Source organism: Polaromonas sp. P4_F9 (genome assembly GCF_056401235.1).
The window spans coordinates 160,835-186,270 of record NZ_JBFUJT010000001.1 but is presented as its reverse complement, the minus strand read 5'-3'; the positions used below and the strand labels follow the sequence as shown (position 1 = coordinate 186,270).

Genomic DNA, 25,436 nt, shown 5'->3' with positions numbered 1-25,436 from the left:
AAAAGTTCAGGCCCGCGTGATCACAGCGCACGCCAGCCGTGGGCCGGCGTTGCCGGTGGGCTGGGTTTTGTAGTCGTCCGGGTCACGGTGAACAATCAGCCCGCGGCCCGTCACGTCGCTGGGGCCGCTGCCCACCGCGATGGATGTTGATTCAAAGCTGAATTTCGCGACCCCGCTGGCATCCGCTTTCAGGCTGGGCAAATCGCCGGCATGGTGTGCCATGTCTGAATGACTGCCGTGGGGCTTGCCATCGGGGTTGAAATGGCCACCGGCGCTCATGCCGTCGCCGCTGGAACAGTCGCCTTTTTCATGCACATGAAAGCCATGCTCGGCGTTGGGCTTGAGGCCGCGCACTTCACCTGTCACGACCACCTTGTCCCCGCTCTTGGTAAAGCTGACGGTGCCGGTGGCGGTGTTGCCCGTGGTACTTTGGAGCTGGGCCACGGCGCGCGGGCCGCTGGTCATCGAGGCGCAGGCTGTCAGAACAAGGGCGCTGGCGAGCAGTGTCAAACGGGATTTCATGGTTTTTTTCCTTGTGTTTGGTGAGGTGACGGTCAAGCTGCCGGGGAAGGTGTGGACCCTACTTTAAGCGGCAATGCCACTGCTGGCAATATCGCCCCCACGCTTGCCACTTCGTGTGCTGCGCTGCCCCCCGAGGGGGCCGCTGCGCCTGCGGTCTGGCGAAGCCAGTCCCGCGGCCCCTGCTGGAGGGAAGAGCCCCCACGCTCGCTCACTGCGTGTAGCTCCCTGCCCCCCGAGGGGGCCGCTGCGCCTGCGGTCTGGCAAAGCCAGTCCCGCGGCCCCTGCTGGGGTGAAGAGTCCCCACCCTCGCTCGCTGTGTGTAGCTCTTTGCCTTCGGCTCGTGGAGTGTCCTGCGCGGGCTTCAACAGGCGAGCTGCAACAGTTTTCCGAGTGCGTGGTCGTGAATGCCCAGGGTGCGCAGCTTGTCGTACGTCAATTGGGCGTAGTCGCGGGTCGTGCCGTAGCGGCCGCAGGAGTCTGAAAAAATCTGCCGGTAGGTGTCTTCAGTGAGCACGCCCGTGTGGCTGGGGCTGCGCTTTGACAGCGTGAAGGCCAGGGCCCGCACATCGCCCAGTGCCGTCTGGCAGCGCAGCCATTTGGGGTCGTACACGCCGTTGGGCATTTCCCTCTCCCACAAGGCGGGCAGGGCTGCAGTCACGCTCGCCTGCGGAATGCGAAACGCCACGCCCTTGCAGCTGCCACCATGCAGCAGCCCAAATACCAGGCCCGGGCACTCGGGTGTGCCGCGGTTCAGGTTGCTCCACATTTTCAGCGCGCGGTGGTAGCCATGGATGGTGGCAAAACGCTCTTCCGCAAATTCGAATTCGGGCCGCCAGATCAGCGACGCGTAGGCAAAGATCCAGAGGTCGGTGTGGCCACCCCATTCGCGTATCACGGTTTCCAGCATGTGGGCCGGATTGCGTGAGGGGGAAGGGTGCGGAAAGCTGATTGATTTTGCGGAGTCTGCCACGACCCACACTTTACAATGGTCCGAGTTTTTGTGTGACGGGAGTGGGTTGATGTTTTCTCAGGACGATGACGGCCAGTTGGGCCTGGTGTTGACGGTCGTCTTTGGCCTGGTGGCGCTGGTGATTGCCTTGCTGATGGCCGTGGTGATCGGCCTTCGCGTTGACCCGCGCGGTGTTCCGGCGCCTGCGCCTTCCGCCATCTCCGTCCCCATGGTTGTGCCCGACGCCGCACCACCGGATGCCGCCAGCGCGGCGCCGGCAGAAATCAGCCGCAGCGCCGCGCAGGCGGCCGCCGATGCAGCCAGCGTCAAGGTTGAATACGGAGTCGTGAAGTTTTACTTCGCGTCCGGCAAGGCAGACCTTGCCGCAGGCGCCGGCGACGCCATGGCTGATCTGGTCAAAGCATCAAAGTCCGGCCGCAGGCTGGTCATTGCCGGGTTTCATGATGCCACCGGTGACACGACAAAAAATGTCAGCCTGGCCCGGCAGCGCGCCCTCGCGGTGCGGGACGCCCTGAAGGCTGCGGGTGTTGCCGAGCGGCAGATCGAGCTGAAAAAGCCCGAGCAAATGGCCGGCAGCGGAAGCGATGCCGACGCCCGGCGTGTCGAAATCAGCATTCAATAGGTGACTGGGCGTCTTGCAAGCGTTCTGCGAGAGCCCTTGCAAGAGCCCTGCGAGCGCTCGGCAGACATCGGACCCGCCGGTAAAAACCAGCCGGACAAGCGCTGTGCCTGGGGCCTTTGAGTTGTCCTTTGCGTTATCTCTTGGTCCCGTTTTGGTAACCACACGGTAACCACAAGGGTGTCAAAAGCGTCGGTAACCCGTTACCATAGAGTCCGTAATAAAGTTACATGACTTAAGGTGCAACGCATGGTTCTTCATTCCACAATTTCCCGCATCACGGCCCGCATTGTCGAGCGCAGCCGCCCCACGCGCAGCGCCTACCTGCAGCAGTTGCAGGTGGCGGCCGGTCGTGATCCGGGCGTCGACCGCATGGGTTGCGCCAATGTGGCGCACGCGGTGGCGGGTATTCCGCTGGACGACCGCTTCAAGGTGGTCACCCATAAGGCACCCAACATCGGGATCGTCACCGCCTACAACGACATGCTGTCGGCGCATGCGCCCCTGCAGGGCTACCCCGCCCTGATCAAGGACGAGGCGCGCAAGCTGGGCGCAACGGCGCAGGTGGCCGGCGGCGTACCCGCGATGTGCGACGGCGTCACGCAGGGCACGCCCGGCATGGAGCTCAGCCTGTTCAGCCGCGATGTGATTGCCATGGCCACCGCCGTGGCGCTGTCGCACGACATGTTTGACGCGGCGCTGATGCTCGGCGTGTGCGACAAGATCGTGCCGGGCCTGCTGATCGGCGCCTTGCATTTCGGTCATTTGCCCACCGTGTTTGTGCCGGCAGGCCCCATGACCACGGGGCTGCCCAACAAGGAAAAAGCCCGCGTGCGCGAACTGGCCGCGCAGGGACTGGTGGGTCGCGAAGGCCTGCTTGAAGCCGAACTCAAGTCGTATCACAGCCCCGGCACCTGCACGTTTTACGGCACGGCCAACAGCAATCAGCTGCTGCTCGAAGCCATGGGCCTGCATGTGCCCGGCACCGCATTTGTCAACCCGGGCAACGATATGCGCGAGGAGCTCACCCGGGAGGCGGCCCGCACGGTGCTGGGCATCACCAAGTCCAAACGCTTTGCGCCCATCGGCCAGATCGTCGATGAACGGGCCATCGTCAACGCCATGGTGGCCCTGCTCGCCACGGGCGGCTCCACCAACCACCTGATTCACTGGGTCGCGGTGGCCCACTCGGCCGGAATCGTGATTGACTGGAATGATTTTTCCGACTTGTCCGATGTGGTGCCGACGCTGGCGCATGTATACCCCAACGGCAGCGCTGACGTGAACCAGTTCCAGGCGGCAGGCGGCCCCGGGCTGATCATTCGCGAACTGCTGGACGCCGGCCTGATGCATGAGGACGTGTTGACGGTGCGCGAGGGCGGTATCCGCGAATACACGCGTGAACCGGCGTTGGCCGGGGCTTCGCTGGCCTGGCATGAAATCGGCGCTTCGAAAGATGAGTCGATTGTGCGTTCTGCCGGCAAGCCGTTCAGTCCCAGCGGCGGGCTCAAGTTGCTGCAGGGCAACCTGGGCCGCAGCGTGATCAAGGTCTCCGCCGTCCCCGATGACCGGCACGTGATTGAAGCACCCGCCCGCGTGTTCGATTCGCAGGAAGCCTTGCACGCCGCTTTCAATGCCCGGGAACTGGATCGCGACGTGGTGTGCGTGGTGCGCTGGCAAGGCCCGCAGGCCAATGGCATGCCGGAACTGCACAAGCTCACGCCGCCGCTGGCGGTGCTGCAAGGCAAGGGGTTTAAAGTGGCGTTGGTCACCGATGGCCGCATGAGCGGCGCCTCGGGCAAGGTGCCGGCGGCCATCCACGTGTCGCCCGAGGCCGCCGCGGGCGGACCCCTGGCCAAGGTGCGGGACGGCGACATGATCCGGCTCGATGCCGTCACCGGCGAGTTGCAGGTTCTCGTGCCTGAAGCAGAATGGGCGGCACGCCAGGTCGACACCATGCCGCCTGCTTTGCGCAGGGACAACGGCATTGGCCTGGGCCGCGAATTATTTACCGGCATGCGCCGCCATGCCCTGACGGCGGAAGAAGGAGCTTTATCGTGGATGTAACTCTGGATCTCAGCGGAAAGCTGACGGCCTTGCAGGTCATGCGGGACGCGCCCGTGATTCCCGTGATTGTGCTGACCGATGTCAACCAGGCTGTGCTGCTGGCGCGGGCGCTGGTGGCGGGCGGCATCCGCATGCTGGAAGTGACCTTGCGCACGCCGCAGGCGCTGGCCTGCATCGAGGCCATTGCGCGCGACGTGCCCGAAGCGGTGGCCGGCGCCGGCACGGTGCGCAGCGCCGCCGACGCGCAGGCCTGCGCCATGGCCGGCGCCCGCTTTGCCGTGAGCCCGGGCTACACCCATGCCGTGGGCCAGGCCTGCCGTGATGCCGGCTTGCCCCTGCTGCCCGGCGTGGCGACCGGCAGCGAGATCATGATGGCGCAGGAAGACGGGCTGACCGAGCTCAAGTTTTTCCCGGCCATGCAGGCAGGCGGCCCGGCCATGCTCAAGGCCTGGGGCGGCCCGTTTGGCGATGTGAAGTTTTGCCCGACCGGCGGTGTCTCCACGGCCAACGCCGCGGAGTTTCTGGCGTTGCCCAATGTGGTCTGCGTTGGCGGCTCCTGGCTCACGCCAGCGGACGCGCTGGCGCGTGGCGACTGGGCACAGATCACTGCATTGGCGCAGCAGGCCTGCCTGCTGCAGCGGCAGGCTGCCTGAGCCGGGGAACGCTCAAGCCTGGGCGTTCATGCGCGAAATCGGCTTCTAGCCCAATAAAAATGGGCGCCAGGAGCTATAAAAGATACAGCGCCTGTCAGCCTCAACGCAAACCGGCACCGCCGCCATCTTCGGCGCGCTGGATCAACTCAATCTTGTAGCCGTCCGGGTCGGTCACAAAGGCAATCACCGTCTTGCCGCCCTTGACGGGGCCGGCTTCGCGCGTGACATTGCCGCCCGCGGCCTTGATCTTTTCGCAGGCGGCATAAGCGTCCGGCACGCCCAGCGCAATGTGGCCATAGGCCGTGCCCAGCTCATAGCTTTCGGTGCCCCAGTTGTAAGTCAGCTCAATCTCGGCCTGCGCCGGGTTGCCTTCATAGCCGACGAAGGCCAGGCTGTACTTGTATTCCGGGTTTTCGGAGGTGCGCAACAGCTTCATGCCGAGCACCTGGGTGTAGAAGTCGATGGAGCGCTGGAGATTGCCAACGCGCAGCATGGTGTGGAGTAGTCGCATGCGCGGATTATCCCGCTAGCGGGAGAAGTTTGCAGGGGCGTGTTCAGCACCCTGGAGTGGTTGGCCGCGGTCGCTCGGCAGACCTTCGGAAAGCCGCTTTTTCACCGCTTTTTGCCCCCTCTTCTTTTGTCTGTCTCGATGGCGCGATTTGTGGCACAGTTAGCTATACAGGTTCGTTGAATGGGCTGCTGGCCTGGAGGCGGATTGATGCGGATCATCGCACTGTTATTGATCCTCTGGTCGTCGCTGGCTGTTGCACAGCCGGCTGCCCCTGTTGTTGTCCTGACGCAGAGCGGGGCCATCGGACCTGCCAACGCCGACTACGTGCAGCGCGGCCTGGCGAAAGCGGTCGAGCTCAAGGCGCAGCTCGTCGTGCTCAAAATGGATACGCCGGGCGGCCTTGACCTCTCGATGCGCGCGATCATCAAGGACATTCTCGCTTCGCCGGTTCCAGTCGCCAGCTACGTGACACCGAACGGCGCACGCGCCGCAAGTGCCGGCACTTATATCCTGTATGCGAGCCATATCGCCGCCATGGCGCCTGCGACCAACCTGGGCGCGGCGACGCCGGTGAGCATCGGGCCACAGTCCGAACCGCGCGAGCCCGGTGCGGCCAAGGGCAAAGCCGAGAAGGAGGGCGACCGCGCCTCCGACACCCCATCCACCGCGCAATCCATGACGCGCAAGCAGACAAGCGATGCCGCAGCGTACATACGCGGGCTCGCGCAACTGCGCGGCCGCAATGCCGACTGGGCCGACAAGGCGGTGCGCGAGGCGGTCAGCCTGTCCGCGGAGGAGGCGCTCAAACTGAACGTCATCGATGTGATCGCAGCCGACCTTCCGCAGTTGCTCAGGCAACTCGACGGCCGGAAGATCCCGGTGCTGGGCCAGGAAAGACGGCTCGCCACCGGAACCGCCACAATCATCGAATACCTGCCGGATTGGCGCACCCGGATCCTGGTCGTTATCACCGATCCGGGCATTGCCTATCTGCTGCTCATGCTGGGCCTCTATGGTTTGCTGTTCGAGTTCTATAACCCGGGTCTCGTGCTACCGGGCGTCATTGGCGGCATCAGCCTGCTGGTGGCGCTGTTCGCCTTGCAGTTGCTGCCGGTCAGCTATACCGGCCTCGCACTGATCGTGCTGGGTGTCGGCCTCCTCATCGCGGAGCATTCTGCGCCGGGCTTCGGCGTTTTGGGAATGGGGGGCGTCGTGGCCTTCGTGATGGGCTCGATCATGCTGATAGACACCGATGTGCCCGGCTACCGCATCCCCTGGCAACTCATTGCGGGTGTGACCGCGGTGAGCATCGGCTTCCTCCTCGTTGTGTTGAACTTCGCCATGCGTGCGCGTCAGCGGCCGGTGGTGAGCGGCCGCGAGCAGATGCTCGGCGCGAGCGGAGAGGTTCTTGCCAGCACCGAAGGCGGCGTGTTTGCGCGGGTCCATGGCGAAGTGTGGAAAGTACACGCGAACGCCCCGCTCGGAATCGGCCAGACAGTCAAAGTGGTTGGCATCAACGGGCTGGTGCTGACCGTCGAGCCCACCCGCTCTGAAGGAGAAACAAAATGAACATCGGATTTGGCTGGCTGGGCGGTGTCCTGGCTGTACTCCTGGTCATCGCTTTTTTGTTTCAGGCGGTGCGCATCTTCCGCGAGTACGAGCGCGGCGTTGTCTTTACCCTCGGGCGTTTCTGGCAGGTCAAGGGGCCGGGCCTGGTCATCATCATCCCGATCATCCAGCAGGTGGTGCGGGTGGACCTGCGCACCGTGGTGCTGGAAGTTCCGACGCAGGACGTCATCTCGCGCGACAACGTGTCGGTCAAGGTCAGCGCGGTCGTTTACCTGCGCGTCATCGACCCGCAAAAGGCCATCATCCAGGTCGTGGATTACCTCAATGCCACCAGCCAGCTTGCCCAGACCATGTTGCGGTCGGTGCTGGGAAAGCACCAGCTCGACGACATGCTGGCTGAGCGGGAGAAGCTGAACATGGACGTCCAGCTGGCGCTCGATGCGCAGACCGACTCCTGGGGCATCAAGGTCAGCAATGTCGAGATCAAGCAGGTCGACCTGACCGAGTCCATGATCCGGGCGATCGCGCGACAGGCGGAAGCGGAGCGCGAGCGCCGCGCCAAGGTGATACACGCCGAGGGCGAACTGCAGGCTTCCGAGAAGCTGTTCCAGGCGGCCAAAATCCTCGCACAGGAGCCGCAGGCGATCCAGTTGCGTTATCTGGAAACGCTGACGGTCATCGGTGCGGACAAGAATACGACCATTGTTTTCCCGCTTCCCCTGGATCTGCTGACGCCCTTCCTGGAAAGGCTGAAGCCGGACACGGGCAAGTTGAACTCCTGAGGAACTCCTGAGTTTCTTTTGCCTGGCGGGTGGCAGCTCCCGACGCATTCAGCGCTCACATGAGCAGCGGCGTCTCGCTGCGTCTTGCTGCGCTTATGCCCGCGCCGGCACCTCAAAGACCAGGCAAGTCGTCGTGGCATGCGCATACAGCTTGCCATCCGGCCCGACGATGCGGCCCTCCGCCGTGGCCAGTTGCCGGCCACAGTGGATCACCGTGCCGATGGCGCGCAGCGGGCCGGATTGGTGCGACGCTGCCCGCACAATGTTGATGCTCAACTCCGCCGTCGTGTAGGCCCGGCCCGCGGGAAGCATGGAGTGCACGGCGCAGCCCACGGCTGAATCGAGCAGCGTGGCGTACCAGCCGCCATGCACCGTACCCAGCGGGTTGTAGTGCTTGAGTTGCGGCGTTCCCTGGAAGATGGCTTTGCCGGGCTCTACCTCAATGAGCGCGAAGTCCAGCGTTTCGGCAATGTGGGGGTAGGGAAACTCACCGGCCAGCATGGCCTGCATCACCTCCATGCCGGTCTTGCCCGCCACCTGTTCGGGGCCAGCAAGGCCTGGCTTGCCACCGCCCGCCAGCATGCGGGCGCGCACTGCTGCGCTTTGTTCCATCCATTGTGTCAACGTGTCTTGTGGGGTCTTTGTGTTCATTTAATTTGCATATGCAACAGTTGTAGATACAATCAAATTATGAGCGATAAATCATCCCTGTCAATCGAAGCCGAGTTGAAGGCTCAGGGTTGCACCAACCTGAGGCTGCGCCAGTTGATGCGGCGCGTGGCTCACCACTATGACCTTGAAATGGCCAAGGCGGGGCTCAAGACCACGCAGTATTCGTTGCTGAGCCATGTTTTGAAGCTGGGGCCCCTGCGTCCCGGTGAACTGGCGCAGAGCATGAAGTTCAGTGCCTCCACCCTCACACGCAACCTCAAGCCGCTGATTGACGCGGGCTGGGTTGAGCTGGCTGCGGGCAGCGATGCGCGCAGCCGCATTGTGGCCATCACGCCGGCAGGTCGCAACAAACGTGAAGAGGCCCGCCTGCGCTGGAAGGTCGCGCAGGAAGGCCTGAACCGGCGGCTGGGCGCCGAACGTGTGCTGGCCTTGCACAGGCTGATCAATGAATCGCTTGAGCTCCTGTCCTCCACTGAATCTGAACCTGAACCTGGAACCGATGATGAATAAGCCCCAAACCGCTGGCCCGCGCAAGGCCGCACTCTGGCTGGTGTTGCTGGCAGCCGGCGGCGTCTTTGCCCTCACCATGGGCGTGCGCCAGACCATGGGCCTGTTCCTGTCGGCGCTCAACACGTCGACCGCATTGGGCATTGGCAGCATCAGCCTGGCTTTTGCCTTCGGCCAGCTCTGGTGGGGCCTGACACAGCCCTTTGCCGGCGCCGTGGCCGACCGCATCGGCACCGGCCGGGTGATTTTCATCGGTGTGCTGCTGGTCGCCGTGGGCACCTTCATCACACCGCTCATGACCAGCACGGCCGGCCTGATTTTTGCCATCGGCGTACTGGCCGCGGGCGGCGCCGGCATGGCCGGTCCGTCGGTCCTGATGGCCGCGAGCACGCGCCTGGTGCCGCCTGAAAAACGGGGTCTGGCCACCGGCATCGTCAACGCCGGCGGTTCCTTCGGCCAGTTCGCCATGGCGCCCATCGCCATTGGCCTGACGGCCGCTGTGGGCTGGGCCAGCGCGATGCAATGGCTTGGCGTGCTGGTGCTGCTGGCGCTGCCGGCGGTGTGGACGCTCAAGGGCAACTCGAAAGCCCTGGCCGCGCAGGCCGCAGCGGCCTCTGGCACCAAGGCGCTCAGCGCGCGCCAGGCGATTGGCGAGGCGCTTGCCACGCCCAGCTACCTCTATCTCAGCCTGGGTTTTCTGGTGTGCGGTTTTCACGTCGCCTTCCTGGCCACGCACCTGCCGGGCGTGGTGGCGGCCTGCGGCCTGCCGCCCGAGGTGGGCGGCTGGGCGCTCGCGATGATCGGCCTGTTCAACATCGTCGGCAGCCTGGCGATGGGTTGGGCTGTCGGCCGCTGGCGCATGAAGTCGCTGCTGGCCCTGCTGTACACCACGCGTGGTCTGGCCGTGCTGGCCTTCCTGCTGGCGCCCAAAACGCCGGCCGTCATGCTGGTCTTTGCGGCCGTCATGGGCGTAACTTTTCTCTCGACGGTTCCGCCAACGGCAGGGCTGGTCGCCAAGATGTTCGGTACCTCCAACATGGCCATGCTGTTTGGCGTGGTGATGCTGGCGCACCAGGTCGGCGGCTTTCTCGGCGCCTTCCTCGGCGGCTATGTGTTTCAGGTGACCGGCAGTTACGACTGGGTCTGGTACATCGACATTGTGCTGGCCGCCGGCGCTGCGCTGGTGAACCTGCCGATCCGCGAAGCCGGTCTGCCTCGCCGCGCCATGTCTGCGGCAGCCTGACCACCGCGCTTTCAACCCATCAAGCCATGACGCCATAAGCGATCAGGAATAGGAATAGACCCCATGACAAACGCCTCTCCTTCAGCCGCGCTCTACCTTGAAGACCTCCAGGTGGGCGACAAATACACCAGTGCCGAGCACGCCATGGACGAGGCGCAGATTAAGGCCTTTGCCACGCAGTTCGACCCCCAACCCTTTCATCTCGATGAGGAGGCGGCCAAGGCCACCCTGTTTGGCGGGCTGGCCGCCAGCGGCTGGCATACCGCTGCCGTGACCATGCGTTTGCTGGTGACCGGCGGCTTGCCGATTGCTGGCGGCATCGTGGGTGCCGGCGTCGAACTCAGCTGGCCCCGGCCCACACGCGCCACGGATGTCCTGCAGGTCGAGAGCGAGATCACCGGCATTGTGCCGTCGCGTTCCAGGCCCGACCGCGGCATGGCCACGGTGCGCAGCGAGACGCGCAACCAGCGCGGTGAGGTGCTGCAAATCTCTGTCAACAAGGTGGTCGTGCCCCGCAGGCCGAGCTGACTCACGGTTTGCTCATGGGTTGAAGCGGGGAACGGCATGACAGGCATTGACCAGCGTACGCGCCTCCTGCTGGAAGCGCCGATCGGCCCCACGCTGCTGCGCCTTGCCGCGCCCAATGTGCTGGTGATGGTCGCGCAGGCTGCGGTGGGCCTGATCGAAACCTGGTTTGTCGGAAAACTGGGCACCGATGCGCTGGCCGGCATGGCGCTGGTGTTTCCCCTCGTGATGCTGATGCAGATGACCTCGGCCGGTGCGATGGGCGGGGGCATTGCCTCGTCGGTGGCCCGGGCGCTGGGTGCCAACAGGCGCGATGATGCCAACGCGCTGGTATTGCATGCCGTGGTGATCGCGCTGGGTTTTGGCCTGGCCTTCAGCCTGTGCCTGTTGCTGGGCGGCCGCTGGCTGTATGTGCAGATGGGCGGCAGCGGCGCTTCGCTGCAGGCGGCGCTGGTCTATTCAAACTGGGTGTTCGCCGGCGCGGTGTTGGTGTGGCTGTTCAACTCGCTGGCGGCGGTCATACGCGGTACCGGCAACATGGCCGTGCCCGCCAACGTCACGGTCGCGGGCGTTCTGGCGCTGGTGCCGCTGTCGCCCTTGCTGATTTTTGGCTGGGGTCCGATTCCGGCGCTGGGCATTGCGGGGGGCGCGATTGCGCTGTTGCTGTATTACCTCGCCGGCAGCATCGCGCTGCTTGTGTACCTGGGGTCGAGCCGCAGCCTGCTCAAGCCTTCGTTCCAAAACGTCCAGTTGCGCTGGCCCCTTTTCCGGGACATTTTGCGCATTGGCCTGATTGGTTCCATTTCCACCGCAGCGACCAATCTGTCGATTGCGGTCGCGACATCTCTGGCAGGCGGCTTCGGACCTGCGGCCATTGCCGGTTACGGCACGGCGTCACGCCTGGAGTATTTGCTGGTACCGCTGGTTTTTGGCCTGGGTGCGCCGCTGGTCGCGATGGTGGGCACCTGCATGGGGGCGGGCCAACATGAACGCGCGTTGCGTGCGGCCTGGACAGGCGCGGCCATTGCCTTTGCGCTGACCGAATCGATCGGTCTGGTGGCGGCTGCATTTCCGCGGGCCTGGCTTTCGCTGTTCGGTAGCGATCCGGCCATGCTCGAGGCTGGAACGCTTTACCTGCGCGCGGTCGGTCCGCTCTATGGATTTTTCGGCCTCGGCCTCGTGCTGTATTTCGCCTCGCAGGGGGCGGCCCGCCTGCTCTGGCCCGTGATGGGCAACCTGGCGCGCCTGGTGGTCGCCGCCCTTGGCGGCTGGCTGGCCATCCGCTGGGGCGGCAGCCTGGTTCAGGTGTTTGTTGCACAGGGCGCGGCGCTGGTGGTTTATGGCGTGGTCATTGCCGCTGCCATTGCTGGCGGGGCCTGGTTCGGCCGGGTCGGCTGGCCGTGCAGCACGGCAACGCTGCTGCGCCGTTTCCAGTCCGGGTGAGCCTGCGGGCGTGAGAGGGTAGGCGGTGGTCAGGGCATAGGGCTGTCCCTGTCACGCCAGCCCGCTTCGGTGTGCCAGAATCGTCCCAACCTAACCTGCTTATTCCGGCGACGCCTCCTATGCTCATCAATTGCGTGGTCTACCAGAACGGCACCAAACTGGCTGACATTCCCGTCAGCGAGATCAGCGAATATCTTTCGCACCCCGATGCCTTTGTATGGGTGGCGCTGCAGGACGCCACGCCGGAAGAACTCGAGGAAATGCAGCATGAATTCGGACTGCATGAGCTGGCGGTTGAAGATTCGCGGCATGGCCATCAGCGGCCCAAAATCGAGGAGTATGGCGCTTCGCTGTTTTCCGTGCTGCAACTGGTCGAGCCGGTGCCGGACCATCCCGGCGAACTCAACATCGGCGAGGTCGATGTGTTCACCGGGAGCAACTATGTGCTCTCGGTGCGCAACCGCAGCCAGAAGGGCTTCCTGGGTGTACGCGCTCGCTGCGAGGGGGAGCCCGAACTGCTGCGGCATGGCTCCGGCTTTGTGCTGTATGCACTGATGGATGCAGTGGTGGACCGCTACTTTCCCATCATCGACCAGCTCGAGACCGAGCTGGAAATCATCGAACGGGACATCTTTTTAAAAGACTCGGCCCGCTCCAACATCGAGCGGCTGTATGAGCTCAAGGGCCGGGTGATGGTGCTCAAGCATGCGGTGGCGCCGCTGCTGGAAGGCGCAAGCAAGCTGCATGGTGGCCGGGTGCCGCATATCTGCGCCGGCGTGCAGGAGTATTTTCGCGATGTGGGTGACCACCTGACGCGCATCAATGCATTGATTGACAACATGCGGGACACCATTGGCACGGCTATCCAGGTCAACCTGGCGATGGTCACGATTGAAGAGAGTGAAGTCACCAAACGCCTGGCGGCCTGGGCCAGTATTTTTGCGGTGTGCACCGCGTTTGCGGGCATCTGGGGCATGAACTTTGAAAACATGCCCGAACTCAAGTGGCGCTACGGCTATCTGATGGCGCTGGGCATGATTGCCATTGCCTGCGCGCTGCTCTACCGGCGCTTCAAGCGCGCACGCTGGCTATAGCAGGGAGGAAGGGGCGGGGCCGGGCGGGCGGATGCCACGCGGGGCCTCACGGTAGTGCAGTGTTGCATGCTATCTGGAACATAAAACCGCGTCTTTTGCGTCATGGCGGCGTTGCAAATCCGCGCGATACCTCGGGTATCGCTGTGGTTTGCGCCTTGCCCTGACCCAAAATCCATCGCTTTTATTTGTCCCATCAAGCATGCAACACTGCACTAGCACGGGGGCTTGAACGCTGCCCGGGCGGCCAAGGCCTTTTGCCGGCTGGCGCAGCCCTCCAGATGATCATTGACCAGACCCATGGCCTGCAGGAAGGCATATAGCGTGGTCGGCCCCACAAAGGTCCAGCCGCGTTTCTTGAGGTCCTTTGACAGCGCGGTGGCGGCGGCTGAAACCGGCATGGCCCTGACGGCTTCCTGCGTGATGCGCTCGGGCCGGCTGGCCGCCTCGGGCTCCAGCCGCCAGACAAAGGCGCCCAGCGATCCGAATTCGCGGCGCAGTTCGATCACACGCCGGGCGTTGTTGATGGTCGAGGCAATCTTGCCGGCGTGCCGCACGATGCCGGCATCGCCGAGCAGGCGCTTGGCGTCACTCTCGCCAAATTCGGCCACCTGTTCCGCCTCGAAATTGGCAAAAGCGCTGCGGAAGGCCTCGCGCTTGTTCAGGATGGTCAGCCAGCTCAGGCCCGCCTGAAAACCCTCAAGGCAGATTTTTTCGAACAGCCGGCGCTCGTCCGCCACCGGGAAACCCCACTCGCTGTCGTGGTAGTGGCGATACAGCGGCGTGGCCTGGCACCAGGCGCAGCGGACGGTGTGAATGTCATCCGTGAAAAGGCCGGCGGCCGCCCCGGGCGACGTCGTTTTATCAGCTGCGGTGAGGTCAGAGGTCATACGAAATTTTATGCCCCCTGATGGCGCGGTTTTTTAATGGATTTTCGACTCCGCATGCGGGCACGCCGACAGGGCTTGGCAACGCCACCAGGGACGCGAAGGCATGCGTTCATGTCTGGATCTGTCGGGTTGCAGTGCGGGGGCCGCTGAGCCCGTTTGACGAGGGGCATGACGACACCTAGAATGAAATTGAGAGGCGATCATCACTGGTTGCCAGATGTGACCGCCGTGGTGGATGCGATGCGGGTGATCCGCGTGAGCGCTTTATTCGGGTCGGGAAGCAGCTTACCCGCACCCGTCGCCGTGATGGCGCGTGATGGTGTTCAACGGCTGCAGACCGCGAAGGAAAAGCCATGAAAGACGTTGCACAAATCCTCAAGTCGAAGGCAGATCACAAGGTCTACACCGTCTCCCCGTCGGCGCCGGTACGGGATGCCGTCAAGCTGATGGCGGAGAAGAACCTCGGTGCGCTCCTGGTGCTGGACGGCGAAGAGTTCGTGGGCGTCATCAGCGAACGCGATTGCACGCGGAAAATGCTCCTGGTGGACCGCTTGTCCAGGGAAACGCCGGTGCGCGACATCATGAGTTCACCGGTGCAGTACGTGGGCCCCGGCCATACCAACGAGGAATGCATGGCGCTGATGACAGACAAGCGCCTTCGCCACTTGCCCGTCATAGACAATGGCAAGCTCATCGGCCTGGTTTCCATCGGTGATCTGGTCAAGGACATCATTTCCGAGCAGAGTTTCATCATCCAGCAGCTCGAACACTACATTGCGGGCGTGAAAGGGTGACGGGTCATCCGGCGACGGGCGAGTAGTGCTCCGGGCCCCAGGACCTGCCTTTTCAGGACCCAGGCAATCGGGATCGCGCGATGGGGCCGTCCGCATGAACACGCCAATCCTTGAGTCGATCCTGACGTGTCCGCTTTGCGGCCATGCAAAACGGGAGACCATGCCAACCGGTGCCTGCCAGTTTTTTTTAGAATGCGAAAACTGCAAGGCGATGCTGAGGCCCAAGGCTGGCGACTGCTGCGTTTATTGCTCCTACGGCTCCGTCAAGTGCCCGCCGCAGCAGGAGCAGGCCGGGTGCTGTGACTGAGGCCGCAACTCTCCCTGGTCAAGGTTCCGGTATGTTGGTGTCTGTATATCTGGATCGTGGCTCGTCAGGGGCCGGCTCGCCCGGCGTTGCATGCAGCAGGGCGGCTCATTTGAGCCTGCAACGAAGCGGCACAGTCCCGCAGCGCAAAAGAAGGTGATGCCATGGCCAATCGCAGGAGGCCGGCGGCATAGGCCGGGTCGCTATGAAAGCGGGCCGCGTCAATCCACCAGCCGAGCCCAGCCATGAGCCACTTGAAATCGACCTCTGCCAGCAGCAATATTTGCTCGTCGGCGCGGTGTGCTTTATCGACCCGTTTGACTTGTTCTGCGTGAACTTGCATGGTGATGGATTCCTCGCATTTTGCGGATACCTCCATAACGGCGGAATCGGATCATGCGTGTACAGGACAAGCGCCATAACTCAAAAAAATCAGGCAGAGTTGGCGTCTTTCCAGTCTTTCCAGATACGGGTGCGGGTTCTGGCGCACTGCTGGAGCCGGCCCGTTCAAAATGGCGCGTGCGCCTGTCGTTTGATGCCCTGCTTCCGGCCGGGCAGCACAGGAACGCAAACCTGCCGCGAGCGTGCTTGCTCCTCAGACCGGCACGGTGTAATTCAGCGTCATCCGTCCTCCGTCAACCATCACGATTTCACCGGTGATGTAGCTGGCGGCATCGCTGGCCAGGTAGGCGACCGTGTCGGCAATTTCCGACGGTTCACCCAGGCGCTTCATCGGCGTGCGGCTCATGATGCGGGCTTTGGCCTCTTCGCTGGTCAGCACGGCTTTGGCAGCCAAATCGGTGGCGATGGTGCCGGGGGCCACGGCATTGACGCGTATGCCTTTGTCCACCAGCGCCAGCGCCATCACACGCGTGAGCTGGTTGATGCCGCCCTTGCTGACGTTGTAGCTGGCAATCGTGGGAATCGTGAGCACGCTATTGACCGAGCTCATGTTGACGATGCTGCCCCGCGAGGCGGACCCGCCGACGCCTGGTCTTGCTTCGGTTTTGGCCATTTCGCGCGCCACGGCCTGGCCCACGAGAAATGAGCCTTTGAGGTTGATGCGCAGGACCGCGTCGAAGTCGGCTTCCGTGACGTCCAGAAAATCGGCGGCCCGGAAAATGCCGGCATTGTTTACCAGCACATCAATGCGGCCGTGCGCGGCGATGGTTTGCGCCACCAGTGCATCGACCTGGGTCTTGTCGCCCACATCGCAGTGCACATACAGGCCACCCACTTCACGGGCCAGCGCAGCGCCTCTGGCGTCGTCGATATCGGCAATGACGACCTTGGCTTGTTCGCGCGCAAAGCGCCTGATGCAGGCCTCGCCAATGCCCTGTGCGCCACCGGTAACGATACAGACGCGGCCGGCCAGCCCGAATGAAATGAGGGAGGATGGGCTGGGTGTTGGAGCGTTCATGCCCGGATAGTACCAGCGCAGGCTGCCATGAATTTCAAGGCATTTTCTGCCACGTCGGCGGCTGGCGTGCCGGGTTTGTACAGGGCGGAGCCGATGCCAAAGCCGTTGGCGCCCGCCGCGAGGTAAGGGCCCATGTTGTCGGGCGTGATGCCGCCCACCGGCAGCACCACGGTGCTGGCCGGCAACACCGCGCGCAGTGCTTTCACCACGGCGGGCGTGATCATTTCGGCGGGGAAAATCTTCAGGCCGCTGGCGCCAGCCTCCAGCGCGCCAAACGCCTCGCTGGCCGTCATCACGCCAGGCAGGCAGACCATGCCCAGACGCGCGGCCTCACGCACGACCGCGGGGTTGRAGTTGGGCGAGACGATCAGCTGGCCGCCGGCCGCCTGCACATTGCGCACGTCGTCAGGCGTGAGCACGGTCCCGGCGCCGACCAACGCCTGAGGGTACGCGCTCGCCATGGCCGCAATGCTGTCCAGCGGCTGCGGCGAATTCAGGGGGATTTCAATCAGTGTCCAGCCGGTGGACACCAGGGCCTGGCCGACCGGCAGGGCCTCTGCTGGCTGCAGTCCGCGCAAGATGGCGACCAGTGGAACAGTCTGCAGGGCATTGGAGAATTTTTGATGGGCGTTCATGGTGTCTGGTGTGGCTTTCAAGGGTGGGGCAGGGTGTCGGCAATGGCGCGCAGGCCACGCCAGGTGGCGCCGTCGCCGACGCGCTGGACCGTGACACCCAGCTGCGCAAGCGCCTGCTCATAACGGGCGGTCAGCGCTGGCGCGCCCATGACCACCACGGTATCGCCGCGTTGCAGGGTTTGGGACTTCAGTTCTTCGCCAATGACCAGCCCCGACAGGTAGCTGGGCAATGCGTCGGTGGCCATGCGCTTGAAGAGCGACAGGGTCCGCGTGCTGAACGCCGTGTGCAGCAGGCCTTGGCTGCGCAAGGCATGGGCGACACCCTGCTCAAAGGCTGCAGCGTCGGGAGCGGGATCGGTGGCCGGCAGCGTACGCGCCAGGATGGAGTGCTGGCGCAGCAGGGCGTACAACTCGCCGGTCATCCAGGTTGAAAAATCCGTGACGCGGCGATTGCTGACGGTGACCCATTTGCTGTGCGTGCCGGGCAATACCAGCCGGGCGTTGTCCAGCCGCAGCAGTTGCAGGGCGCCGAACACCTGCGTTTCTTCTCCGCGCATCACGTCAGGTACACCGCCGGCTTCAATGCACAAGCCGGGCACGATGGCGATGCGGCCCGGCTCCACCCACGCAAGCTGACCGGCAATGCTGTCGAAGCCCGCAGGGCAGGGGCAGTAGGGCGCCTCCAGCCAGCCTTGCTGGCTGCCGGCCATGCCGGAGATCAGGCACAGCGTTTTCGGGTTCATCCATGCGCCAAAGCAGCTGTCAAACACCGCTGGAAACTCACCTGGCGCGACGGTCAGGATGCCGCGCGCAAAGGCGCGCTCTTCCAGCACCTGGCCATCGGGCGCCAGCAGCGCACCGCGCAGCGAGGACGTGCCCCAGTCAACCGCCAGCAGGGGGCTCATGGCAAGGTCCTCGCGCGCGGGGGGAGCGACGGCGATGCGGCGCCGATCAGGCCGCACCGGTTTTTGATGCTTCCCGTATGGATCGGGTTGAATTGGGTGATGGTGTCGCCATGTGCGACACCATTAAATTTCCTGGCTTGCATTGAACTTCCTGAAAAAGACAGCGGCCGGGGCGTCCTTCAGGCTTGTGATGGGGGCCGGGACGCGCCAGCTGCACCCATGGTAACTGCCAGCGCGGCGCCGACCGGTGCTTGCGGCGCAAGGCAATGCAGTGATTGCCTCGCGGGAAAAGTCAGTGATTATCCCTCGGGACAAAAGCGCCGCGCTTGCCCACCAGGAAGTCCAGGTCCACGCCCTCGTCGGCCTGCAGCACATGGTCAATGTAAAGTTTCCAGTAGCCGGACGTCAGCGGCGGCGCCGGTGCCTTCCAGTCGGCCATGCGTTTGGCGAGTTCTTCGTCGCTCACGTGCAGGTGCAGTCGGCGGTTGGGTACGTCGAGTTCAATGATGTCGCCGTTCTGGACCAGCGCCAGCGGGCCGCCCGCCGCCGCTTCGGGCGCCGTGTGCAGCACGACGGTACCGTAAGCGGTGCCGCTCATCCGGGCATCGCTGATGCGCACCATGTCGGTGATGCCCTTGCGCAGCACTTTGGGCGGCAGCGGCATGTTGCCTACCTCGGCCATCCCGGGGTAACCCTTGGGGCCGCAATTTTTCAGCACCATCACGCAGTTCTCGTCGATGTCGAGGTCCTCGTCATCAATGCGTGCGTGAAAGTCTTCAATGGTTTCAAACACCACCGCACGGCCCTTATGCACCATCAGTTCGGGCGTGGCGGCGCTGGGCTTGATGACGGCGCCGCGCGGCGAGAGGTTGCCGCGCAGCACGGCAATGCCCGCCTTGTCCTTGAATGGCGTGCTCAGCGGCATGATCACGTCAGTGTTGTAGTTCTCGGCGTCGGCGATGTTCTCGCCAATGGTTTTGCCGTTGGCCGTGATGACATCGGTGTGCAGGTGCTGCGCAATTTCCTTCATCACCACCGGCAGGCCACCGGCGTAACAGAAATCTTCCATCAGGTATTTGCCGGAGGGCTGCAGGTTGACGAGACAGGGCAGTTCGCTGGCCAGCCGGTCAAAGTCGTCGACCGTCAGCTTCACGCCAATGCGCCCGGCAATGGCAATCAGGTGAATCACGGCGTTGGTGGAGCCGCCAATGGCCGCCAGCGTCTTGATAGCGTTTTCAAACGCTTCGCGTGTCAGGATCTTGGAGAGCGTGAGGTCTTCGTGCACCATCTCGACCGCCCGCCGACCGGCCATGCGGGCCAGCACGTTGCGCCGGCCGTCCACCGCGGGGTAGGCGGCGTTGCCGGGCAGGCCTATGCCCAGCGCTTCGACCATGCTGGCCATGGTGGAGGCCGTGCCCATGGTCATGCAGTGGCCATGGCTGCGGTGCATGCAGCTCTCGGCCTCAAAGAAATCCTGCAGCTTGAGTGTGCCGGCGCGTACCTGCTCGCTCATGCTCCATACCCCGGTGCCGGAGCCGAGCTCCTGGCCGCGCCACTTGCCGCTGAGCATGGGGCCGCCGCTGACACCGACCGTGGGCAGGTCGACGCTGGAGGCGCCCATGACCAGGGCGGGGGTGGTCTTGTCGCAGCCCATCAGCAGCACCACGCCGTCAATCGGGTTGCCGCGAATGCTTTCTTCCACGTCCATGCTGGCCAGGTTGCGGTAGAGCATGGCGGTCGGGCGCAGCAGGGTCTCGCCCAGCGACATCACCGGAAACTCCAGCGGAAAACCGCCGGCCTCGTACACGCCGATCTTGACCTGCTCCGCAATCGTGCGGAAGTGGCTGTTGCAGGGGGTGAGTTCGCTGAAGGTGTTGCAGATGCCGATGACGGGGCGGCCGTCGAACTGGTCATGTGGCACGCCCTTGCCCTTGACCCAGCTGCGGTAGGCAAAGCCGTCGCGGTCCTGCCGCCCAAACCATTGCTGGCTGCGTAATTCTTCGGGTTTCTTTTTGGGTGTCTGGTTACTCATGATGTGCTGCGTTTCCGTAAAAGTTTCCGTAAAGGATTCAGGGTTTGCATGGATGTCAATCGGGACTCAATCGTATGATGATAAGACCTAATGCCCCATTATGGCAATTCGTCAAGCTTGTTGAACTGAGGAGATTCCCTTGCCCAAACCCGAAATCCTGGCCGTCGCCAAGCTGCCGCCTTACCTGATCGAGCCCCTGCGCGAGGTCTTTGTCGTGCATGAACAAATCCATCAAACCGACGTGGCGGCGTTTGCCGCTGCCGCCGGACGTATCCGCGCCATCGTCGGCAGCGGCGAGTCCAGGGTGCCGCGTTCGCTGATGGCGCAGTTGCCTGCGCTGGAAATGATTTCCATCATGGGCGTGGGTTACGACGGCGTGGATGTCGCAGCGGCGCTGGAGCGCAACATCCAGGTGACGCACACGCCCGGCGTGCTGAATGACGACGTGGCCGATCTGGCGATCGGCTTGATGCTGAGCGTGGCGCGCCGCATACCGCAAGCCGACCAGTATGTGCGCAGCGGCCGCTGGCCGGAGGGACCGATGCCGCTGGCGCGCAAGGTATCTGGGGCGCGGCTGGGCATCGTGGGTCTGGGCCGCATTGGGCAGGCCATCGCCACCCGCGCAGAGGCTTTCGGCATGTCGGTGGCCTACACCGCCCGCAGCCGCAAGGCGGAACTGGCCTATGCCTATTACCCGAGAGCGCAGGCGCTGGCGGCCGAGGTTGATTTTTTGGTGCTGATCACGCCCGGCGGCGCCGGCACCCGCAAATTGATCAATGCCGATGTACTCAAGGCGCTGGGCCCGCAGGGCTACCTGATCAATGTGGCGCGCGGCTCGGTGGTCGATGAAGCGGCGCTGGTGGAAGCGCTGCAGCAGGGCGTGATCGCCGGTGCCGGCCTGGATGTATTCGAAAACGAGCCGAACGTGCCGCCCGCGCTGTGGGCCATGGACAACGTGGTGCTGGCGCCGCACATTGGCAGCGCCACGCGGCAGACACGCGGCGCCATGGCCGATCTGGCCGCGGCCAATCTGCGCGCCCATTTTGCCGGTGAACCCCTGCTCACGCCAGTACCCGAATGCCAGTAAAAGCCTCGGGTTTTCCATAGGTTTTCAGGCTTCTAATCATCATATGATAGCAACGAAATTCACTTCCAGCACATGATCAAAAACGTCCACGGCAACACGGTAGACCTGCTAGGCGAAGCCATTGTCGCGGGCCGCTATGCGGTCGGCCAGTCGATCCCGCCCGAGCCGGTGCTGTGCGAGCAGCTGGGTGTCAGCCGCACGGTGGTGCGCGAGTCCGTCAAGTCGCTGGTTGCCAAGGGTCTGATCCATACCGGCCCCAAAGTCGGCACGCATGTGCTGCCGTCCGACCAATGGAACTGGTTCGACCCTGACGTGATTGCGTGGCAGTCGCGCGCCGGCCTGTCACCCGAGTTCATCCGCGACCTGCAGGACCTGCGCCTGGTGGTGGAGCCGGCGGCCGTGAAGCTGGCGGCGACCCGTGCTACCGATGCCGACATTGCTGAAATCGAAGAGGCCTATGCCGGCATGCACCGCGCCGTGATGGGTGGCGGCGACTATGTGACCAGCGACCTGCGTTTTCACCAGGGGCTGTTGCGTGCCTCGCACAACCGCATGCTGGTGCAGATGAGCAAGGCGCTGGGCGCGCTGCTGCGCACCAGTTTCGAAATTTCCACGAGCAAAAAGGACGGTCCGCGCAGCTCGCTGCCCTTGCACCGTGCTGTGCTCGATGCCGTGGTGGCGCGCGATCCGGCCAAGGCCGAGCGCGCCGTGCTGGTGTTGATCGAAGGGGCGCACAAGGACATCGAGCAGGTGCTTGGTTCGCGCCGCCGCCTGCCCCGCGTCCACCGACCCGCTTTGCCGCTGAAGGCGGCCTGATTCCCGCAAGCCTTTCCTCACCAACCAAAGAAGGAGACTGTCGATGAAGTTCAAACTACTTGCCACAGCGGCGTTCATGACCACGGCGCTTTTAGCCGGCGGCCATGCAGCAGCCCAGGAGAAACTCACCATCTGGTGGGTCAAAGGCTTCTACAAGGCCGAGGATGATGCCTTGTTTGCGGCCATCAAGAAGTATGAAGACAAGCACAAGGGTGTCAAGGTCGAGCTCTCGCAATACCCGATCCAGGACATGATTCCGAAGACCGTGGCGGCGCTCGACTCCGGCAACCCGCCCGACGTGGCGTATGCCGACGTCTACGATTTCCAGGTCACGGGCAAGTGGGCCTTTGACGGCAAGCTTGAAGACATCAGCAGCGTGATCAGCCCGATCCGTGCGCGCTTTGCGCCCAACACGGTCGAAACCGCCTTCCTGTACAACGACGTTGCCAAGACGCGGGCCTATTACGCCTTCCCGATCAAGCAGCAGACCATGCACATCCAGTACTGGGCCGACATGCTGGCCGAGGCTGGCTTCAAGGAGTCGGACATCCCGACAGCCTGGAAGGACTACTGGTCTTTCTGGTGCGACAAGGTGCAGCCGGCGTACCGTCAGAAAACCGGCAACCGTACCTTTGGCATTGGCCAGCCACTGGGTGTGGACTCCAGCGACTCGTTCTACTCCTTCCTGACGTTCATGGATGCCCATAACGTGAGCCTGGTCAGTGACAGCGGCAAGCTGCTGGTCGATGATCCCAAGGTGCGCGCCGGGCTGATCGCGGCGCTGACCGACTATACCCAGCCGTATACCAAGGGTTGCACCCCACCGTCTTCCACCAGCTGGAAAGACCCGGACAACAACGTCGCGTTCCACAACAAGACCACCATCCTGACCCACAACGCCACGATCTCCATCGCCGCGAAGTGGCTTGATGACATGAATAACGCGGCACTCAAGCCCGAGGACCGCGAAGTTGCCAAGAAGAACTACACCGAGCGCATCCGCACCGCCGGCTTCCCGAACAAGCCTGACGGCAGCAAGATGGTCTATCGTGCCGCGATCAAGACCGGTGTGGTGTTCAACCAGGCCAAGAACAAGGCCCGCGCCAAGGAGTTTGTGGCCTTCCTGCTGCAGGAGGAAAACCTCACGCCGTACGTCGAAGGCTCCCTGGGCCGCTGGTTCCCGGTGATGAAGGCGGCGCAGCAGCGTCCGTTCTGGAAAGCCGATCCGCACCGCACCGCCGTGTACAACCAGTTCACGGCCGGCACGGTGAATTTCGAGTTCACCAAGAACTACAAGTTCACCGTTCTTAACAACGAGAACGTCTGGGCCAAGGCGGCGAACCGGGTTCTCAACGAGAAAGTGCCGGTTGACAAGGCGGTCGACGAAATGATCGCCCGCATCAAGACCGTCGCGAACTAAGAGCCAAGTCTGTCCATTAAAGAAAGTCGCGCAACCGTTCCCCTTGTGGGAGCGGTTGCGCGAGGAGCGATGCCATGAGCACTATCACTGTAGACCAGGTGAGCCCGTCAGCGGGGTCTGCCAGCAAGGGCATGACGTCGTGGGAACGGTGGGGAATGATCCTGGTCATTCCGTACCTGCTGATTTTTCTGGTGTTTGTGATTTACCCGGTAGGCTACGGTTTGTGGCTGGCGCGGGAACCGCAAACCTATGTACGGCTTTTTGCCGATCCGATTTTTTTCCGCACGGTGGTCAACAGCGTCGTGTTCATCGTCGTCTCGGTCAACCTGAAGATGATCGTCGCGCTGTTTCTCTCGGGGTTCTTCCTGAACACGCGCTGGTGGGTCAAGTGGCTGTCGCTGGTGTTCATCCTGCCCTGGGCCGTACCCTCGATTCCGACCATCCTGTCGATGCGCTTCATGCTCAATCCCGAGTGGGGCGTGATCAACACCCTGATCTTCAAGCTGACCGGCATCGACGGCCCGAACTGGCTCAATGATCCGACGCTGGCGCTGTCGTTTTCCATGCTGGCCCACATCTGGAAATCGCTGCCCTTCTGGACCCTGATCCTGCTGGCCGGCCGCATGGCGATTCCGGCCGAACAATATGAGGCGGCGTCGGTGGATGGCGCTTCGCGCTGGCAGAAGTTCCGCTTCATCACCTGGCCGTCCATGCGTTCGCTGTACCTGACGTCCACCATTTTGTCGATGATCTGGACGCTGGGCGATTTCAACAGTGTGTACCTGCTCACGGGCGGCGGGCCGGCTGACCTGACGCACGTTCTGGCCACGCTGGGCATCCGCTACCTGCGGCTGGACCAGGTCGACCTGTCGCTGGCTTCCATCGTCGTGGCGCTGCCGCTGGTGCTGCCGCTGGTCTATTTCATGATGAAACGGCTCTCGAAATGAACCCCCACGCTTGTCGCTGCGCGTACTGCGCTGCCCCCCGAGGGGGCCGTTTTTTCCTTGGGGCGGCCCTGCGGAAAAATGTCAACCGTCGCGCTTACTACGCTGCCTCCGAGGGCGTATTCGCTCTCCTGGATGCGGCTCATCGGAGCTCCAAATGAAACGCATCACCCTCAAGGCGGTCGCCAACGAAGCCCGGTTGCTGCTGGTCGGCATTCCCTTGCTCCTGTGGACCATCACGCCGATCTACCACATGGTGCTGTTCGCCATCTCGCCGCGCGACCAGGCGACCTCGGGCCGACTTTGGCCGAAGAACCCGACGCTGGACAACTTCTCTTTTGTTTTTCACCAGAAGCACTTCTACCTCGACCACTTCTGGGTGCAGATGGGCAACTCGCTGGTGATTGCGCTGTCGGTCGGTTTCCTGACGCTGGCCGTGTCTACGGCGGCAGCGTTTGCGATCAGCCGGCTCAGGGTTCCCGGCGGCCGCACGGTCATGAACATGGCCTTGTTCACCTACTTCATTCCGGCGGCGTTCCTGGCCGTGCCCATGTACAAGACCATGGGCAACTACGGCTTGCTCAACAGCCAGTGGGCGCTGATCCTGGCGATGGTGACGATCGCCTCGCCGTATTGCATCTGGGTGCTCAAGCAGGCCTCCGACAAGCTGCCGTACGAACTCGACGAGGCGGCCAAGATGGACGGCGCCACGGCGCTGCAGCTTTTCCGCCTGGTCTACCTGCCGCTGATGGTGCCATCGCTCGTTGCCGTGGGTACGTACGCGTTGCTGCTGGCGTGGAACGAGTACCTGTATGCGTTCCTGCTGCTGTCCAACGACACCAGTGTCACCCTGGCCGTGGCGCTCGGCAACTTCCTGTCGGCCGACGATTCGCCGTGGGAACTGCTGATGACGACAGGCCTGATCTACGCGCTGCCGCCGGCGGCAATCTATTACACATTCAAGCGCTACATGGTGTCGGGCCTCACGGCCGGCGCTGTCAAGAGCTGAGCAAGA

The 25,436-nt window shown here is 63.4% G+C and carries 28 protein-coding genes; 18 read left to right on the top strand and 10 right to left on the bottom strand.

Features of this window, described 5'->3' with window-relative positions; genetic code table 11:
* Positions 1-6: 6 nt before the first annotated feature.
* Both AC1DUB_RS00915 and AC1DUB_RS00910 read right to left on the bottom strand, forming a co-directional pair.
* Positions 7-522, bottom strand: coding sequence for a superoxide dismutase family protein (locus AC1DUB_RS00915; RefSeq protein WP_477727895.1), 516 nt, complete (start codon positions 520-522; stop codon positions 7-9).
* Between the two features lie 361 nt (positions 523-883).
* Entirely contained in the window at positions 884-1,429 is a 546-nt protein-coding gene (locus tag AC1DUB_RS00910; RefSeq protein WP_477728080.1) for a gamma-glutamylcyclotransferase, read from the bottom strand.
* A 112-nt stretch (positions 1,430-1,541) separates the two neighbouring features.
* Between AC1DUB_RS00910 and AC1DUB_RS00905 the strand changes: the two genes are divergently transcribed.
* The 3 genes from AC1DUB_RS00905 to eda all read left to right on the top strand — a co-directional run bounded on the left by AC1DUB_RS00905 (position 1,542) and on the right by eda (position 4,831).
* Positions 1,542-2,114 carry an OmpA family protein gene (locus AC1DUB_RS00905; RefSeq protein WP_477727894.1) on the top strand — a complete coding sequence of 191 codons (573 nt, stop codon included), beginning with the start codon at positions 1,542-1,544 and terminating at the stop codon, positions 2,112-2,114.
* 246 nt (positions 2,115-2,360) lie between these two features.
* Positions 2,361-4,178, top strand: a complete 1,818-nt coding sequence (edd, locus tag AC1DUB_RS00900; protein WP_477727893.1) for a phosphogluconate dehydratase — start codon at positions 2,361-2,363, stop codon at positions 4,176-4,178.
* Positions 4,169-4,831, top strand: coding sequence for a bifunctional 4-hydroxy-2-oxoglutarate aldolase/2-dehydro-3-deoxy-phosphogluconate aldolase (eda, locus tag AC1DUB_RS00895; protein WP_477727892.1), 663 nt, complete (start codon positions 4,169-4,171; stop codon positions 4,829-4,831). The genes edd and eda overlap by 10 nt, the downstream gene beginning before the upstream one ends.
* A gap of 100 nt (positions 4,832-4,931) precedes the next feature.
* On the opposite strand, the gene gloA is transcribed toward eda, so the two are convergent.
* Positions 4,932-5,342: a lactoylglutathione lyase gene (gene gloA, locus AC1DUB_RS00890; protein WP_011484451.1), complete on the bottom strand. Its 411-nt coding sequence runs from the start codon at positions 5,340-5,342 to the stop codon at positions 4,932-4,934.
* Positions 5,343-5,549: 207 nt separating this feature from the next.
* On the opposite strand from gloA, the gene AC1DUB_RS00885 reads away from it, so the two are divergent.
* Both AC1DUB_RS00885 and AC1DUB_RS00880 read left to right on the top strand, forming a co-directional pair.
* Complete coding sequence (locus AC1DUB_RS00885) at positions 5,550-6,911, top strand: NfeD family protein (RefSeq protein ID WP_477727891.1); 1,362 nt, start codon at positions 5,550-5,552, stop codon at positions 6,909-6,911.
* A complete protein-coding gene (locus AC1DUB_RS00880; RefSeq protein ID WP_477727890.1) occupies positions 6,908-7,693 on the top strand; it encodes a slipin family protein in 786 nt (261 codons plus the stop codon). The genes AC1DUB_RS00885 and AC1DUB_RS00880 overlap by 4 nt, the downstream gene beginning before the upstream one ends.
* Positions 7,694-7,786: 93 nt before the next feature.
* Here AC1DUB_RS00880 and AC1DUB_RS00875 read toward each other — a convergent pair whose 3' ends face one another.
* Positions 7,787-8,344 (bottom strand): PaaI family thioesterase, encoded by a 558-nt coding sequence (locus tag AC1DUB_RS00875; protein WP_477727889.1) that lies wholly within the window; start codon positions 8,342-8,344, stop codon positions 7,787-7,789.
* A 39-nt stretch (positions 8,345-8,383) separates the two neighbouring features.
* Between AC1DUB_RS00875 and AC1DUB_RS00870 the strand changes: the two genes are divergently transcribed.
* The 5 genes from AC1DUB_RS00870 to AC1DUB_RS00850 all read left to right on the top strand — a co-directional run bounded on the left by AC1DUB_RS00870 (position 8,384) and on the right by AC1DUB_RS00850 (position 13,177).
* On the top strand, positions 8,384-8,875 hold the full coding sequence (locus AC1DUB_RS00870) for a MarR family winged helix-turn-helix transcriptional regulator (RefSeq protein WP_477727888.1): 492 nt from the start codon (positions 8,384-8,386) through the stop codon (positions 8,873-8,875).
* Positions 8,868-10,115: an MFS transporter gene (locus AC1DUB_RS00865; protein ID WP_477727887.1), complete on the top strand. Its 1,248-nt coding sequence runs from the start codon at positions 8,868-8,870 to the stop codon at positions 10,113-10,115. The genes AC1DUB_RS00870 and AC1DUB_RS00865 overlap by 8 nt, the downstream gene beginning before the upstream one ends.
* Before the next feature lie 63 nt (positions 10,116-10,178).
* A complete protein-coding gene (locus AC1DUB_RS00860; protein WP_477727886.1) occupies positions 10,179-10,643 on the top strand; it encodes a MaoC family dehydratase in 465 nt (154 codons plus the stop codon).
* A 36-nt stretch (positions 10,644-10,679) separates the two neighbouring features.
* Positions 10,680-12,083, top strand: a complete 1,404-nt coding sequence (locus tag AC1DUB_RS00855) for an MATE family efflux transporter (protein ID WP_477727885.1) — start codon at positions 10,680-10,682, stop codon at positions 12,081-12,083.
* A gap of 119 nt (positions 12,084-12,202) precedes the next feature.
* The gene (locus AC1DUB_RS00850; RefSeq protein WP_477720767.1) at positions 12,203-13,177 is read left to right on the top strand and encodes a magnesium and cobalt transport protein CorA; all 975 of its coding nucleotides are present in this window, start codon (positions 12,203-12,205) and stop codon (positions 13,175-13,177) included.
* Between the two features lie 212 nt (positions 13,178-13,389).
* Here AC1DUB_RS00850 and AC1DUB_RS00845 read toward each other — a convergent pair whose 3' ends face one another.
* Positions 13,390-14,064 carry a DNA-3-methyladenine glycosylase I gene (locus AC1DUB_RS00845; RefSeq protein WP_477727884.1) on the bottom strand — a complete coding sequence of 225 codons (675 nt, stop codon included), beginning with the start codon at positions 14,062-14,064 and terminating at the stop codon, positions 13,390-13,392.
* A 183-nt stretch (positions 14,065-14,247) separates the two neighbouring features.
* Between AC1DUB_RS00845 and AC1DUB_RS00840 the strand changes: the two genes are divergently transcribed.
* From AC1DUB_RS00840 to AC1DUB_RS00830, 3 genes are all read left to right on the top strand, one after another.
* Positions 14,248-14,421, top strand: coding sequence for a hypothetical protein (locus AC1DUB_RS00840; RefSeq protein WP_477727883.1), 174 nt, complete (start codon positions 14,248-14,250; stop codon positions 14,419-14,421).
* The gene (locus tag AC1DUB_RS00835) at positions 14,418-14,858 is read left to right on the top strand and encodes a CBS domain-containing protein (RefSeq protein WP_477727882.1); all 441 of its coding nucleotides are present in this window, start codon (positions 14,418-14,420) and stop codon (positions 14,856-14,858) included. The genes AC1DUB_RS00840 and AC1DUB_RS00835 overlap by 4 nt, the downstream gene beginning before the upstream one ends.
* Before the next feature lie 94 nt (positions 14,859-14,952).
* A complete protein-coding gene (locus AC1DUB_RS00830) occupies positions 14,953-15,165 on the top strand; it encodes a GDCCVxC domain-containing (seleno)protein (protein WP_477727881.1) in 213 nt (70 codons plus the stop codon).
* A 64-nt stretch (positions 15,166-15,229) separates the two neighbouring features.
* On the opposite strand, the gene AC1DUB_RS00825 is transcribed toward AC1DUB_RS00830, so the two are convergent.
* The 5 genes from AC1DUB_RS00825 to AC1DUB_RS00805 form a co-directional block, all read right to left on the bottom strand.
* On the bottom strand, positions 15,230-15,505 hold the full coding sequence (locus tag AC1DUB_RS00825; protein ID WP_477720771.1) for a hypothetical protein: 276 nt from the start codon (positions 15,503-15,505) through the stop codon (positions 15,230-15,232).
* Between the two features lie 252 nt (positions 15,506-15,757).
* Entirely contained in the window at positions 15,758-16,582 is an 825-nt protein-coding gene (locus tag AC1DUB_RS00820; RefSeq protein WP_477727880.1) for an SDR family NAD(P)-dependent oxidoreductase, read from the bottom strand.
* Positions 16,579-17,217, bottom strand: a complete 639-nt coding sequence (locus AC1DUB_RS00815; RefSeq protein ID WP_477727879.1) for a 2-dehydro-3-deoxy-6-phosphogalactonate aldolase — start codon at positions 17,215-17,217, stop codon at positions 16,579-16,581. The genes AC1DUB_RS00820 and AC1DUB_RS00815 overlap by 4 nt, the downstream gene beginning before the upstream one ends.
* A 17-nt stretch (positions 17,218-17,234) precedes the next feature.
* Positions 17,235-18,122, bottom strand: a complete 888-nt coding sequence (locus AC1DUB_RS00810; RefSeq protein WP_477727878.1) for a 2-dehydro-3-deoxygalactonokinase — start codon at positions 18,120-18,122, stop codon at positions 17,235-17,237.
* Between the two features lie 292 nt (positions 18,123-18,414).
* Entirely contained in the window at positions 18,415-20,154 is a 1,740-nt protein-coding gene (locus AC1DUB_RS00805; protein WP_477727877.1) for an IlvD/Edd family dehydratase, read from the bottom strand.
* Positions 20,155-20,293: 139 nt separating this feature from the next.
* Here AC1DUB_RS00805 and AC1DUB_RS00800 point away from each other — a divergent pair, with 139 nt between their 5' ends.
* The 5 genes from AC1DUB_RS00800 to AC1DUB_RS00780 all read left to right on the top strand — a co-directional run bounded on the left by AC1DUB_RS00800 (position 20,294) and on the right by AC1DUB_RS00780 (position 25,430).
* Positions 20,294-21,241 (top strand): 2-hydroxyacid dehydrogenase, encoded by a 948-nt coding sequence (locus tag AC1DUB_RS00800; RefSeq protein WP_477727876.1) that lies wholly within the window; start codon positions 20,294-20,296, stop codon positions 21,239-21,241.
* Between the two features lie 72 nt (positions 21,242-21,313).
* Positions 21,314-22,057 (top strand): FadR/GntR family transcriptional regulator, encoded by a 744-nt coding sequence (locus AC1DUB_RS00795; protein ID WP_477720777.1) that lies wholly within the window; start codon positions 21,314-21,316, stop codon positions 22,055-22,057.
* Between the two features lie 43 nt (positions 22,058-22,100).
* Positions 22,101-23,477: an ABC transporter substrate-binding protein gene (locus AC1DUB_RS00790; RefSeq protein ID WP_477727875.1), complete on the top strand. Its 1,377-nt coding sequence runs from the start codon at positions 22,101-22,103 to the stop codon at positions 23,475-23,477.
* Positions 23,478-23,551: 74 nt separating this feature from the next.
* Complete coding sequence (locus tag AC1DUB_RS00785; RefSeq protein ID WP_477720779.1) at positions 23,552-24,424, top strand: carbohydrate ABC transporter permease; 873 nt, start codon at positions 23,552-23,554, stop codon at positions 24,422-24,424.
* 154 nt (positions 24,425-24,578) lie between these two features.
* Positions 24,579-25,430 (top strand): carbohydrate ABC transporter permease, encoded by an 852-nt coding sequence (locus AC1DUB_RS00780; protein WP_477720780.1) that lies wholly within the window; start codon positions 24,579-24,581, stop codon positions 25,428-25,430.
* Positions 25,431-25,436 lie beyond the last annotated feature (6 nt).

Coding starts and splice junctions, on each gene's coding strand:
- AC1DUB_RS00855 (WP_477727885.1), top strand. CDS start 10,680: ATGACAGGCATTGACCAGCGTACGCGCCTCCTGCTGGAAGCGCCGATC.
- AC1DUB_RS00810 (WP_477727878.1), bottom strand. CDS start 18,122: ATGAGCCCCCTGCTGGCGGTTGACTGGGGCACGTCCTCGCTGCGCGGT.
- AC1DUB_RS00795 (WP_477720777.1), top strand. CDS start 21,314: ATGATCAAAAACGTCCACGGCAACACGGTAGACCTGCTAGGCGAAGCC.
- AC1DUB_RS00840 (WP_477727883.1), top strand. CDS start 14,248: ATGAAATTGAGAGGCGATCATCACTGGTTGCCAGATGTGACCGCCGTG.
- AC1DUB_RS00845 (WP_477727884.1), bottom strand. CDS start 14,064: ATGACCTCTGACCTCACCGCAGCTGATAAAACGACGTCGCCCGGGGCG.
- AC1DUB_RS00905 (WP_477727894.1), top strand. CDS start 1,542: ATGTTTTCTCAGGACGATGACGGCCAGTTGGGCCTGGTGTTGACGGTC.
- AC1DUB_RS00830 (WP_477727881.1), top strand. CDS start 14,953: ATGAACACGCCAATCCTTGAGTCGATCCTGACGTGTCCGCTTTGCGGC.
- AC1DUB_RS00790 (WP_477727875.1), top strand. CDS start 22,101: ATGAAGTTCAAACTACTTGCCACAGCGGCGTTCATGACCACGGCGCTT.
- AC1DUB_RS00860 (WP_477727886.1), top strand. CDS start 10,179: ATGACAAACGCCTCTCCTTCAGCCGCGCTCTACCTTGAAGACCTCCAG.
- AC1DUB_RS00825 (WP_477720771.1), bottom strand. CDS start 15,505: ATGCAAGTTCACGCAGAACAAGTCAAACGGGTCGATAAAGCACACCGC.
- gloA (WP_011484451.1), bottom strand. CDS start 5,342: ATGCGACTACTCCACACCATGCTGCGCGTTGGCAATCTCCAGCGCTCC.
- AC1DUB_RS00880 (WP_477727890.1), top strand. CDS start 6,908: ATGAACATCGGATTTGGCTGGCTGGGCGGTGTCCTGGCTGTACTCCTG.
- AC1DUB_RS00875 (WP_477727889.1), bottom strand. CDS start 8,344: ATGAACACAAAGACCCCACAAGACACGTTGACACAATGGATGGAACAA.
- AC1DUB_RS00835 (WP_477727882.1), top strand. CDS start 14,418: ATGAAAGACGTTGCACAAATCCTCAAGTCGAAGGCAGATCACAAGGTC.
- AC1DUB_RS00820 (WP_477727880.1), bottom strand. CDS start 16,582: ATGAACGCTCCAACACCCAGCCCATCCTCCCTCATTTCATTCGGGCTG.
- edd (WP_477727893.1), top strand. CDS start 2,361: ATGGTTCTTCATTCCACAATTTCCCGCATCACGGCCCGCATTGTCGAG.
- AC1DUB_RS00805 (WP_477727877.1), bottom strand. CDS start 20,154: ATGAGTAACCAGACACCCAAAAAGAAACCCGAAGAATTACGCAGCCAG.
- AC1DUB_RS00870 (WP_477727888.1), top strand. CDS start 8,384: ATGAGCGATAAATCATCCCTGTCAATCGAAGCCGAGTTGAAGGCTCAG.
- AC1DUB_RS00850 (WP_477720767.1), top strand. CDS start 12,203: ATGCTCATCAATTGCGTGGTCTACCAGAACGGCACCAAACTGGCTGAC.
- AC1DUB_RS00910 (WP_477728080.1), bottom strand. CDS start 1,429: ATGCTGGAAACCGTGATACGCGAATGGGGTGGCCACACCGACCTCTGG.
- AC1DUB_RS00865 (WP_477727887.1), top strand. CDS start 8,868: ATGAATAAGCCCCAAACCGCTGGCCCGCGCAAGGCCGCACTCTGGCTG.
- AC1DUB_RS00780 (WP_477720780.1), top strand. CDS start 24,579: ATGAAACGCATCACCCTCAAGGCGGTCGCCAACGAAGCCCGGTTGCTG.
- AC1DUB_RS00885 (WP_477727891.1), top strand. CDS start 5,550: ATGCGGATCATCGCACTGTTATTGATCCTCTGGTCGTCGCTGGCTGTT.
- AC1DUB_RS00785 (WP_477720779.1), top strand. CDS start 23,552: ATGAGCACTATCACTGTAGACCAGGTGAGCCCGTCAGCGGGGTCTGCC.
- AC1DUB_RS00915 (WP_477727895.1), bottom strand. CDS start 522: ATGAAATCCCGTTTGACACTGCTCGCCAGCGCCCTTGTTCTGACAGCC.